11 protein-coding genes are annotated in these 11,527 nt (G+C 43.4%); 10 read left to right on the top strand and 1 reads right to left on the bottom strand.

Annotated elements, in window-relative coordinates; translation table 11 throughout:
- The first annotated feature begins 227 nt into the window (after positions 1–227).
- The 10 genes from ilvN (at position 228) to D081_RS08125 (ending at position 10,657) form a co-directional block, all read left to right on the top strand.
- Positions 228–758 (top strand): acetolactate synthase small subunit, encoded by a 531-nt coding sequence (gene ilvN / locus D081_RS08170; RefSeq protein ID WP_085023778.1) that lies wholly within the window; start codon positions 228–230, stop codon positions 756–758.
- A complete protein-coding gene (ilvC, locus tag D081_RS08165) occupies positions 739–1,755 on the top strand; it encodes a ketol-acid reductoisomerase (protein ID WP_085023705.1) in 1,017 nt (338 codons plus the stop codon). The genes ilvN and ilvC overlap by 20 nt, the downstream gene beginning before the upstream one ends.
- Positions 1,756–1,877: 122 nt before the next feature.
- Positions 1,878–3,137 (top strand): 3-isopropylmalate dehydratase large subunit, encoded by a 1,260-nt coding sequence (gene leuC, locus D081_RS08160; RefSeq protein WP_085023704.1) that lies wholly within the window; start codon positions 1,878–1,880, stop codon positions 3,135–3,137.
- A gap of 1 nt (position 3,138) precedes the next feature.
- Complete coding sequence (locus D081_RS08155) at positions 3,139–3,639, top strand: 3-isopropylmalate dehydratase small subunit (RefSeq protein ID WP_085023703.1); 501 nt, start codon at positions 3,139–3,141, stop codon at positions 3,637–3,639.
- Positions 3,639–4,706: a 3-isopropylmalate dehydrogenase gene (leuB, locus tag D081_RS08150; protein WP_085023702.1), complete on the top strand. Its 1,068-nt coding sequence runs from the start codon at positions 3,639–3,641 to the stop codon at positions 4,704–4,706. The genes D081_RS08155 and leuB overlap by 1 nt, the downstream gene beginning before the upstream one ends.
- Before the next feature lie 22 nt (positions 4,707–4,728).
- The gene (gene ilvB, locus D081_RS08145) at positions 4,729–6,402 is read left to right on the top strand and encodes a biosynthetic-type acetolactate synthase large subunit (protein ID WP_085023701.1); all 1,674 of its coding nucleotides are present in this window, start codon (positions 4,729–4,731) and stop codon (positions 6,400–6,402) included.
- A 125-nt stretch (positions 6,403–6,527) separates the two neighbouring features.
- Positions 6,528–9,317, top strand: coding sequence for an AAA family ATPase (locus D081_RS08140; RefSeq protein ID WP_085023700.1), 2,790 nt, complete (start codon positions 6,528–6,530; stop codon positions 9,315–9,317).
- Positions 9,318–9,321: 4 nt separating this feature from the next.
- Positions 9,322–9,774: a hypothetical protein gene (locus D081_RS08135; RefSeq protein ID WP_085023699.1), complete on the top strand. Its 453-nt coding sequence runs from the start codon at positions 9,322–9,324 to the stop codon at positions 9,772–9,774.
- Between the two features lie 16 nt (positions 9,775–9,790).
- Positions 9,791–10,408 carry a hypothetical protein gene (locus D081_RS08130; protein WP_085023698.1) on the top strand — a complete coding sequence of 206 codons (618 nt, stop codon included), beginning with the start codon at positions 9,791–9,793 and terminating at the stop codon, positions 10,406–10,408.
- Between the two features lie 60 nt (positions 10,409–10,468).
- Positions 10,469–10,657, top strand: a complete 189-nt coding sequence (locus D081_RS08125; protein WP_085023697.1) for a hypothetical protein — start codon at positions 10,469–10,471, stop codon at positions 10,655–10,657.
- Between the two features lie 168 nt (positions 10,658–10,825).
- Here the strand turns inward: D081_RS08125 and D081_RS08120 are convergent, their stop codons facing one another.
- Positions 10,826–11,194, bottom strand: a complete 369-nt coding sequence (locus tag D081_RS08120) for a PBECR2 nuclease fold domain-containing protein (protein WP_085023696.1) — start codon at positions 11,192–11,194, stop codon at positions 10,826–10,828.
- Positions 11,195–11,527: the final 333 nt, after the last annotated feature.

Here is an 11,527-nt window from a genome sequence, read left to right as displayed (position 1 = left end):
TGGGACGAAGAGTAGTAGTTTTTTTACAGAGAGTCGGGTTGCTGGAAGCCGATATTAAGCAAAGCTTGGACATCACCCATGAGCTTCAACGTCGAGTTGCACAAGTTGCAGAGGAGGCGTTGACGTGGTTCAGCGTTAATGAAGGTTGAGTATAATGCAGGGTGGTACCGCGAGACATCGCCCCTGTTGCCTTATGGCAATGGGGGCTTTTTTAGTTGGAGGATTTTATGAAGCATGTTTTATCTGTATTGGTTAAAAACCAGCCAGGTGTGTTGGTGAGAGTAGCCAGCATGTTTTCCCGGCGAGAGTTTAACATAGAAAGCCTGACTGTAGGGGAAACGGAAAAAAGCGAGTTTTCCCGTATTACAGTAGTAGTCAGCGGTGATGAAAACATCGTTGATCAGGTTTTGAAGCAGTTGGGCAAGATGCCGGACGTAGAAGTGGTCAAGCGCCTCAATGAAGGCTCTTCCGTATGCAGGATTATGACCCTTATCAAGGTTCAGGCAGATGACACCAACCGGCTGGATGTGTTAAAAATGGCCGAGCTTTTCGGAGCCCGTGTCATTGATGTGCAGCCCACCACATTGATTTTTGAAATCACTGGAAGTGAGGACAAGGTGAAGGCCTTTAACCGGGTTCTTTCCTCCTACAAGGTTTTGGAGGTCATTCAGACTGGCTTTACCGGTCTGGAGCGGGGGGAGCATACTATACTAGAATATTGCGAGGAGAGAGAGTATTATGGCAAAAATCTTTTATGATCAGGATGTTAATTGGGAAGTTATTAAGGATAAGACCGTTGCCATTATCGGTTATGGTTCCCAGGGTCATGCTCATGCACTGAACCTGAAGGAAAGCGGCCTGAACGTGGTTGTAGGTCTTTATGAAGGTTCCCGTTCCAAGGCAGTTGCTGAGAGCAAGGGTCTGAAGGTCCTGCCAGTTGGTGAGGCTACCGCTGCAGCAGATATTGTCATGATTCTGATTCCAGACGAGAAGCAGGCTGAGGTTTACAAGAATGAAATCGCTCCTAATCTGAAGTCTGGTGCAGCTCTTGCCTTTGCACATGGTTTTAATATCCATTTCCAGCAGATTATTCCACCAAAGGATGTAGACGTATTCATGGTTGCTCCAAAGGGTCCTGGCCATCTTGTACGCCGTACCTTCACTGAGGGTGGCGGTGTTCCGGATGTATTCGCTGTAGAGCAGGATGCTACCGGCCATGCATTTGAGCTTGCACTGGCTTATGCCCGCGGTATCGGCGGTACCCGTTCCGGCTGTATCCAGACTACCTTCAGAGAAGAAACTGAAACCGACCTCTTTGGTGAGCAGGCTGTTCTCTGCGGTGGCGTTTGCTCCCTTATCAAGAACGGCTTTGAAACTCTGGTGGCTGCAGGCTATCAGCCAGAGATTGCTTATTTCGAGTGCTTCCACGAGATGAAGCTCATTGTTGACCTCATGTATGAGGGCGGTATGGCCAAGATGCGCAAGTCCATTTCCAATACTGCTGAGTTCGGTGATTATGTATCCGGTCCTCGTGTAGTTGGTGAGCCAAGCCGCAAGGCTATGGAGCAGGTACTGAAGGAAATTCAGGATGGTACCTTTGCCAACAAGTTCCTCACTGACAACCGTGCTGCCGGCTGGGCTAACTTCTATGCTATGCGCCGTCTGAATGCTGAGCATCAGATTGAAGAGGTTGGCGCCAAGCTCCGTGGCATGATGTCTTGGCTGAAGGATGGAGCTGACCTTTCCAAAGACTAATTAAGTTTAAAAGAGGTTTTCTTCCTCAAATATAGAATAGTCTAAATGTAGAACGGCTTACGCCATATTCTGGTGTAAGCCGTTTTTTGAAAAATGAACTGTGCATTTAGGAGGGACAAACAATGGGTATGAACATGACCGAAAAGATTCTGGCCCAGCATGCAGGACTGGAATCTGTGGTACCGGGTCAGCTTATTACCTGTAAGCTGGACATGGTACTGGCCAATGATGTAACTGCACCGCCGGCCATAAAGGAATTTGCCAAGATAGGCCGTCCGGTATTTGATAATACAAAAATTGCCCTGGTGCCTGACCATTTCACGCCAAACAAGGATATTAAGGCGGCTGGTCTGGCGAAAACTGTGCGGGATTTCGCCAAGGAAAACAAAATTAAGAACTATTTTGAAGTGGGCCGGGTAGGCATTGAGCATGTTATATTGCCGGAGAAGGGCATTGTGGCACCTGGCATGTGCATTATTGGAGCGGATTCCCATACCTGCACATACGGCGCCGTAAATGCTTTTTCCACTGGTGTAGGCTCTACTGATCTTGGTGTAGCCATGGCCACTGGTGAAGCCTGGTTCAAGGTTCCCAAGACCATCAAGATTGAACTGACCGGCAAAAAGCCAAAGAATATCTGTGGTAAGGATGTTATTTTAACACTTATCGGAAAAATCGGTGTGGATGGGGCTCTGTACAAGTCACTGGAGTTTGCCGGAGAAGGCGTTGCAGAGCTGACCATGACAGACCGTTTGACCATTGCCAACATGGCCATTGAGGCTGGCGGCAAGAATGGAATTTTCCCTTATGACAAGGTTGCCGAGGAATATGTCAAGGGCCGTGTAGATTATGATTTTACACCGGTGGAGGCAGATGCTGACGCCCAGTATGACCAGGTTATTGAAATTAATCTGTCTGAGCTGACTCCAGTGGTGGCATTCCCTCATTTGCCGGAGAATACCCACCCTGTATCTGAGATTGGCGAAATCAAGATTGACCAGGTGGTTATTGGCTCCTGTACCAATGGCCGTTTCGAGGATCTTGAGCAGGCAGCAGAGGTCTTTAAGGGACACAAGGTACATCCTGATGTGCGCTGCATTATTATTCCTGGCTCCCAGAAGGTATATATGGACGCCATTCATGCAGGCTTCGTGGATATATTTGTAGAAGCCGGCTGTGCTGTCAGCACTCCAACCTGTGGTCCTTGTCTTGGGGCCCACATGGGTATCATGACTGCCGGGGAAAAGGCAGTATCTACCACTAACCGTAATTTTAGAGGCCGTATGGGCCATGTAGATTCCGAGGTTTATCTGGCCGGTCCTTATGTAGCTGCTGCCAGCGCTATTCTTGGACGGATTGCAGTTCCAGAGGAGGTTGAATAATATGGCACATGAAGGCAAGGTATGGCGGTATGGTGACAATATCGACACTGATGTTATCATTCCCGCAAGGTATTTAAACTCCTTTGATCCCAAGGATTTGGCGGCTCATTGTATGGAAGACAGTGACGAACACCAGGACGCACCTTTTGCGGCCAATGTGGTTGAAGGTGACATTATGGTGGGGGGCAAGAATTTCGGCTGTGGCTCCTCCCGTGAGCACGCGCCGGTGGCAATTAAGGCTGCCGGGGTTCCTGTGGTAATTGCCGCGGATTTTGCCCGTATTTTCTACAGAAACGGTATCAACATCGGTTTGCCGCTGCTGGAAATCGGTGATGATGTTAAGAAAATTAGTCATGGGGATAAATTGAAGGTGGACCCATCCACCGGTGTTATTGAAAATCTCACTACCGGGGAAACCTTCCACGCCCAGCCACTTCCGGGCTTTGTGCAGGAAATTGCCAAGGCAGGCGGTTTGATTAATTATATTAAGGAGAAGAAATAATGGCGAAAAAGATAGTAGTTATTCCCGGTGATGGAATCGGCAAGGAAATAACTGATTCCGCCGTAGAAGTATTAAAGAAGGTTGCAGAGAAGTTCTCTCTGGACCTTGAATATGAGTATAAGGACGCTGGTGGTACTGCCTATGATAAGTTTGGGGTACCGTTGCCGGAGGATACCCTGGAGGCCTGCAAGGCAGCTGATGGTGTACTGTTTGGCGCTGTTGGCGGCGACAAATGGGACAATGTGGACCCACAGCTCCGGCCTGAGAAGGCTATTTTAGGCCTTAGAAAAGGGCTGGGCCTGTACGCCAATCTTCGTCCAGTTAAGGTTGCAGACTCTCTGGTGGAGTATTCCCCGTTAAAGCCTGACAGAATCAAGGGCTGTGATATTGTTATTGTCCGTGAGCTTGTTGGAGGCATTTATTTTGGTGATAAATGCGAGTCTGAGCAGCATAACGGAGCTGAAAGAGCCTGGGATTTGGAGAATTACTCCGTTCCTGAGGTACAACGCATTGCCAAGCTGGCCTTTGAAACCGCCAAGCTGCGCCGCAGCAAGGTGACTTCCGTAGACAAGGCCAATGTACTGGCTACCTCCCGTCTGTGGCGCCGTACAGTTGCCGAAGTGGCCAAGGATTATCCTGAGGTGGAGCTGAACAATCTCTATGTGGATAATACGGCTATGCAGCTGGCAGTACGACCAACCCAGTTTGATGTAATTCTCACCGGTAATCTGTTTGGTGATATTTTAAGTGATGAGGCAGCTGTATTGGGTGGTTCCATCGGCATGATGCCATCAGCTTCCATTGGTGAACTGACCAGCCTGTATGAGCCAATTCACGGCTCCGCACCGGATATTGCCGGCAAGGGTATTGCCAACCCGGTTGGTACCATTTTGTCAGCGGCTATGCTGCTTCGTTATTCTCTTAAGGAAGAAAAAGCTGCAGTGGCCATTGAGCAGGCAGTGGACAAGGCTTTGGCTGCTGGCTGGCGGACAGCAGATTTGTGGCATGACGGCTTCAAGAAGGCTGACACGGCTGCTATGACTCAGGCAGTAATTGACTGCCTCTAATCTCTAATGGAGGTATGCTCACATGAAGGGTGCCCAGATAGTTGTTGAAATATTAAAGGAGCAGGGTATAGACACCCTGTTTGGTTATCCGGGAGGAATGATTCTTCCTCTTTATGATGCCCTATATGATGAGAAAAATATAAATCAGGTGCTGGTAACCCATGAGCAGAATGCAGCTCATGCGGCGGACGGCTATGCCCGGGCCACAGGAAAGGTAGGCGTGTGTATAGCCACCTCCGGTCCCGGGGCTACCAATCTGGTAACTGGTATTGCCACGGCCTTTATGGATTCCATTCCTATAGTGGCAATAACCGGTCAGGTGGATACCAGCCTGCTGGGAACTGACTCCTTCCAGGAAACGGATATAATGGGTGTAACCATGCCTATTACCAAGCATAATTTCAAGGTTAAGAGTCCAAAGGTATTGGCAGAAACCCTGCGGGAGGCTTTTAAAATTGCCAAAAGCGGCCGTCCTGGCCCTGTATTGGTAGATATTCCAAAGGATATTCTGCTAAACGAGGCACCTTTTGCCAAGGAGGAAATTATCCCGAAGAAACCAGGGGAGCCTGATGTAGACTTTAAAATCTGTGCTGCTGAGGCGGCCCAGGTTATTTGCGAAGCTGAGCGGCCAGTAGTTATTGTAGGCGGTGGTGTAGTTTCGGCAGGGGCCACCAAAGAGGTTATTGCCTTTGCGGAGCATTATAATCTGCCTATAGTGTTTACCCTTATGGGAATCGGCGGTGTGCCAATGTCACATCCCAATGCCTTAGGCTTTACGGGAATGCATGGAAAAAAGGCGGCCAACAGTGCAGTATATCGGGCTGATCTGATTATTTCCCTGGGCAGCCGTTTTGCGGACCGACTGACGGGCAATGTGGACAAATACACAGCCAATACCAAGTTTATCCATATTGATATTGACCCGGCGGAAATTGATAAAAATATCCCAAGCTCCATTGGACTGGCCGGTGATATGAAGACCATTCTGGCCATGCTGATGAGGCGGGAGCCAGCGAAAAAGCTGGATGAATGGTGGGAGGAAATTCATTCCTGGAAGGACGAGTTTGCCTACGATTATGATGTAAATCGTCTTACATTGCCATGGGCTTTGCATCATATTGTAAAAGCAACCCAGGGCAAGGAATTTGCCTTTGCCACTGATGTGGGCCAGCATCAGATGTGGTGTGCCCTGCATTTACGGGTTGAAGAGCCCCGGACCTGGTTTACCTCAGGTGGTTTGGGAACCATGGGCTATGGCCTGCCGGCTGCCATGGGTGCCCAGGTGGCTTATGTAACCAGTGGCAGTAAACGTCGGGTGATTCATGTAGCTGGTGATGGCGGTATAAAAATGACTGGTAATGAGTATTACACCATAGCCAGACTTAATTTGCCGATTATTTCCATCATCGTGAATAACACCAGCCTGGGCATGATCCGTCAGCTCCAGACCGTTTTCTACAACAAACGCTACATTGCCTGTGAGCTGGACTATAATATGGATTACGCAGCCTATGCCAAGAGCTTTGGTATTGATTCCTACAGTGTATCCACACCGGATGATTTCGCTGTGGCCTTTAACAAGTGTCTAGGTGAAGCAGATAAGCCTCATGTAATTGTGGTAAATCTCCATCGCAGCTTTGTGGAACCAATGACCAAGGGCGGGGCCAAGATAAACGAATTTGTAGATTTTAAATAAGAAGTTATAAGCTGTGATAATATATGTAACCATATTGTCACAGCTTATTTTTATTATGTTATAATGTAGTGAAAAGGAAATAGCGTTTTGATTTAAACATAAATCCAGTTAAAAAGGTGCATATCATGAACGAGAAAATCGAAAATTTTATAAAATTTTGGTTCCCGGAATACCAAATCATAGAATGTTTGCAGAAACACGGCTTTATTGAGAGTGAAAAGCCTGCCAATAATTATTATTCTACAACTTCACCTAGCTATTCCAATGGAAATCTTGCCACTGCACCCGCAAATAATGACAGACCTGTATCTATAAATACGTCCATATTTTCCACAAAAAACAACTCTGTTACAACGGAAAGTAAGACTAATTCTCCAGCCAATGATACTTTTGCTTATTTGGGAGATGAACTAAAAAAACAATGGATTGGTTCAGAAGAAGATATAACATCTCTTTGTAAAGCATTTGAGAGGCCCTACGTTCGTGGCTTTGATAACAATAAGCCTCGTAATGTGATGCTTATTGTTGGGCATGAAAGTCGTGGGAAGCTTTTTGCCGTACGTTGTATTAGTGATATTTTAAAAAAGAAAAAGGTATTTAAAAAAGCAGAAGTGTCTCTGGTGAATTTTTCGGATTATGATGGTGATTCAACAAACAACCTTTTTATGTCTGATTTATATAAAGCCTTGAATGCCAAAGGAGAATCCGTTGCTTTCGAGGCTATAGACAAAGCTTCACCTGCACAATTGGATATATTGTACCAGCTTATTACAGTGGGTTATTATAAGCTTTCTAAACGATATATGATGCTTAACGGTAGTCTGATGGAAGCTGCCGGAGTATTGGATAAAGGTCTTGTATCACAGATTTCTGCTAATGGCAAATTTTTCATTTTTACATCAACCTGTGATAAAAATAATGTACTATCATCATTAGGCAATAAAATTATTAAAGAAATAGATGATGTCATAGTTCTGGAACCATTCTCACAAGAGCAAAAAATTGCCTTAGGTACACAATTATTAATTGATTTTAAATTAAAATGTAATGAAAAATTAAATATTCCAATTATTTTTGATAATTCATTAATTAATGAAATTATTGCACAGTATAAAGTAAATCGTGGGGTGAAAGCATTATCTGAACACATCGATGAGCAGCTCTATGAACCTTTGACCGAGATGGTATTACAGAAAAAGATTACAAATGCTGCTGAAAGCAAAATAAGCTACAACGACGGGTATATTGTTACCCTGAGTGATGGTACCATCCTTAAATTAATTGATTATACGAATAAATACAATAGCGCAGCCATCGACGAAGCCCGTCACGAGTTGGAACAGGTGGTAGGGCTGACCGAGGTAAAAGAATATATCCTTAATTTGGAAAACAATTACAAGGTTCAGCATTTACGTGAGCGCAAAGGCCTGAAAAGGTCTGAACTGTCAATGCACATGATTTTTACGGGCAATCCCGGCACCGGCAAAACCACTATAGCAAGAATAGTGGCCAAGTATCTGAAAGCCATAGGTGTGCTTTCATCCGGGCATCTTTGTGAAGTAACAAGGGCTGATTTGGTTGCTGAATATGTAGGCCACACAGCGGTAAAAACATCTACTGTAATAAAAAGTGCCTTGGGTGGTGTGTTATTTATTGATGAAGCATACGCTTTGTGCCGTAACCAGAGTGATGTTTTTGGTTTGGAAGCAATCGATACCTTAGTGAAAGCCATGGAGGACAATCGTGATAATCTTGTGGTTATCCTGGCCGGATATGATGAAGAAATGTCAGAATTTCTAAAGACAAATTCCGGATTAAAATCCAGATTTCCTAATGTGGTGCACTTTGATGATTATACAGTAGATGAAATGTATAAAATTGCCCAAATTGCCACCAAATCCAAGGGCTATAGTCTTTCAGCCGCATGTGAGGATGGGTTACGACACCAATTCGAGCTGAGCCAAAGTAAAGACAAAAAAGACAGCGGCAATGGCCGGTTAGTTCGAAATCTTATTGAAAAGGCCATATTAAATCAATCCCAACGTATTGTTAAAAATCCCGGGGATGATATGGAGCTTCTTATGCCAGAGGATTTTGGATTCACCAATATTCCTGAATTTGATTTGGATAGGGAACTCGACAAAGTTATTGGTTTGGGATCAGTAAAAAAATATATTCGTAGTTTGAATGCCCGTTTGAAGCTGCAGGCAGAGCGGAAGAAGGTTGGTCTAAAGACAGATAACACCCAAACTATGCACATGATTTTTACCGGCAATCCAGGCACCGGCAAAACTATGATGGCAAGAACTGTGGCTAATGTCTTATATAATATGAATGTCATCAAAACCAATAATCTGGTGGAGACTGACAGATCTGGATTAGTAGCTGGTTATGTAGGGCAAACTGCTATAAAAACAAGGGAAGTAATTGAAAGTGCCTTAGGAGGCGTATTGTTTATTGATGAAGCCTATGCACTTGCTCAGGGCGGTCAAAACGATTTTGGACAGGAAGCGATTGATACATTGGTCAAAATGATGGATGATAACCGGGACAATTTGGTAGTTATATTGGCTGGCTACAATGACGATATGAGACATTTCCTGACTAAAAACGTGGGGCTACATTCTCGTTTTCCAAATATTATTGAATTCCCTGATTATACTGTTGATGAGCTTATGCAGATTGCCGATGGTATGTATTCGGCACAGGGATATGTGTTGAATGATAAAGGTAAAAAGGTTTTGCAGGAGCATCTGGTCATCGCAAAACAGGATACGCATTTTGGTAACGGCCGTCATGTGCGTAATGTATTTGAACGATCATTAAATAATCAGGCTCTACGCCTTAGCGGTAAATCTAAGTTATCCAAGGAAGACTTGATTACTATTACAGAAGAAGATATTCGGGGGGTATAGTGATATGGGAAAAGGACTAAAAGATTTTTTTATGTATTCTTGGTTTCTTTTTTTAATATTCATGCTATTTATCGCTGGATTTGCATTATTTATGCTGATTTTTCATGATATTCCTGGAATGATTAGCAGTGGCTTTGTAGGTATAACAGCTGGTTTTGCGATTTTTGGTTCTATGAGCTTCATTGTTATGTTAACAGGATTTATACCAGTTTTTAGAAGATGTTATTATAAATTTCCTTGGCTTTACCCTTTTACTATAATGCTGATGATGAATCTTTTTATCGCTGCATTGGCTGAATTTATTTTAGAGCAGGGCTTTGCAGTTACTGGCAGCCCACGATATGAGATTACAGTATTCTTGATGATAGTTCAGGTTATCGTTTGTCGTTATATTATGTGCCTTTATCTTAAAAAGCATCCTGTAGTTTATTACAAAGATGATGAACAGTATTATTAACTGAAGGTGACTTGGTATGAATTTTTTTAAAAAGGAATCAACAGAAAAATCAATTACCCAGGAAAACTTATCTCAAAACAGTGAATCAATTCAGTATGGTACTGAAACTAAAAATAGGCAGTATGTACATCCATATACCAAGAGAATAAAGAAAGGGTCTTGGATATTTTTGGCTGTCTTGTTGATAGGTTTTTTTTATGCTTTCAACATATCTACTAAGGCAAAGGTAGATAACAGTCCCGCAGCACAAGAAGCTTTGGAAAGTCATATATCTACCACATTGGCACCGGGAACCAAATTACTGCAACAAGATGGCAATTATGTTGGGGGAGATATTGTAATTAGTCATTCCAGCGAAGAGACAACAACTAATCTTTTGGTATGGGACTACGCAGCGGAAGATGGTGATTATGTACAGATTTTGGCTAATGATACTCCCTTAGGCGAACCATTCATGATAAAAAATAAGCCAGTTTCCTTCACTGTCCCAACAACTGGTGAAATACAAGTAGTAGGAACTCATGACGGTGGCGGAGGTATAACATACGCAGTTCACTATGGAATGAACAATACTACATATTTTAATGGGATGAACCAAGGCGGGAGTAATACGTATACATTACAGCGTGAGTAATTGCGATACGTAATGAACTGAATCTCGTATAAATTAACCATAGAATGGGAGGAATTTATTATGTCAGAATCCAACTGGGGTGGTAAAAGGGAAGGGGCAGGTCGTCGTCCTAAAGCACATGATGGAACTGAGCGAAAAATGCGCTCCACCAGAGCCTCAGATGAGGAATGGGAACTTATAAAGCAATTCGCTCATTTGCTAAAGGATAATCCAGAAAAGGCTAAAGAGCTAATAGATAAATTAAACTAGTATAAGGTAGAATTGACACAATAATAAAAAGTATGATAATATAGTCACACAAGAGAGGCCACTGAGGACGGAACTGGCAGCCGTCGCCGGATGATCGCGAGGTCTGATTAGGAGATGCAGGATAGTCACCCTGCCTTGGCTTCGGAAACGAAAGACGTAACCTTACGGTTACGTCTTTTTTGAATGCTCTTTTAAATATCCTCCATCAGCATATTGTTTGAATTTCCATTCCTCGATGGTAAAAATAGTACGTGCAAAAGCATTGCCCTTAGTGGAAACACGAACACCTATTACTATATGATCAGCCATGGTTTTTATATATTTTATTGAGTTATCTTTCGGATTACGATTAACATAATCCGGAGCCTTTAAAATATCCTCAATAAGAGTAAAATACTTTTCAAAGGCTTTCGGATGGCTTTCCTTCATGTGCAGAATATTGCTGTTGCCAAGCAATATAGGTGTGCCAGGCGCAATATCAAGTCCCAAAAGCTTTATAGTTTTTTCGTCAATAATGCCAACTTGACGTGTACTCATATTGTTTAACCCTTTCATCCACTCCATTGTAGGGCGACTTTATTAATTTTGATGTTATTCATCTTCTGTTATTATAATAAATTAATTTAATCAATTTGTAAAAGAAAATTCTGATAAAGACGATAATATTTTAAATTAATTACCAAATTGTTACCATTAAATACTTTGCCCCCTTTTGACCCCCAAATTTTAAAACTGTAAAAATATCTTATTTTAAATACCTTTATATGCATATGTATAGCGGGGGAATATGTGAAGCTACCAGCATTTATTTTTACTTCCGATAAGTATAAATTATCGGAAGTAAATTAATAAAAGAAAAAGGGCCGCAAA

The organism is Anaerovibrio sp. JC8, assembly GCF_002100115.1.
In the GTDB taxonomy this organism is placed as follows: domain Bacteria; phylum Bacillota; class Negativicutes; order Selenomonadales; family Selenomonadaceae; genus Anaerovibrio.
This window is presented reverse-complemented; position numbering and strand designations above follow the sequence as displayed.

What these genes read in the sequence shown, in the direction of transcription:
- D081_RS08155 (WP_085023703.1), top strand. Translation starts at nt 3,139, where the DNA reads ATGGCACATGAAGGCAAGGTATGGCGGTATGGTGACAATATCGACACT.
- ilvN (WP_085023778.1), top strand. Translation starts at nt 228, where the DNA reads ATGAAGCATGTTTTATCTGTATTGGTTAAAAACCAGCCAGGTGTGTTG.
- ilvB (WP_085023701.1), top strand. Translation starts at nt 4,729, where the DNA reads ATGAAGGGTGCCCAGATAGTTGTTGAAATATTAAAGGAGCAGGGTATA.
- D081_RS08125 (WP_085023697.1), top strand. Translation starts at nt 10,469, where the DNA reads ATGTCAGAATCCAACTGGGGTGGTAAAAGGGAAGGGGCAGGTCGTCGT.
- leuC (WP_085023704.1), top strand. Translation starts at nt 1,878, where the DNA reads ATGGGTATGAACATGACCGAAAAGATTCTGGCCCAGCATGCAGGACTG.
- ilvC (WP_085023705.1), top strand. Translation starts at nt 739, where the DNA reads ATGGCAAAAATCTTTTATGATCAGGATGTTAATTGGGAAGTTATTAAG.
- D081_RS08135 (WP_085023699.1), top strand. Translation starts at nt 9,322, where the DNA reads ATGGGAAAAGGACTAAAAGATTTTTTTATGTATTCTTGGTTTCTTTTT.
- D081_RS08130 (WP_085023698.1), top strand. Translation starts at nt 9,791, where the DNA reads ATGAATTTTTTTAAAAAGGAATCAACAGAAAAATCAATTACCCAGGAA.
- D081_RS08140 (WP_085023700.1), top strand. Translation starts at nt 6,528, where the DNA reads ATGAACGAGAAAATCGAAAATTTTATAAAATTTTGGTTCCCGGAATAC.
- leuB (WP_085023702.1), top strand. Translation starts at nt 3,639, where the DNA reads ATGGCGAAAAAGATAGTAGTTATTCCCGGTGATGGAATCGGCAAGGAA.
- D081_RS08120 (WP_085023696.1), bottom strand. Translation starts at nt 11,194, where the DNA reads ATGAGTACACGTCAAGTTGGCATTATTGACGAAAAAACTATAAAGCTT.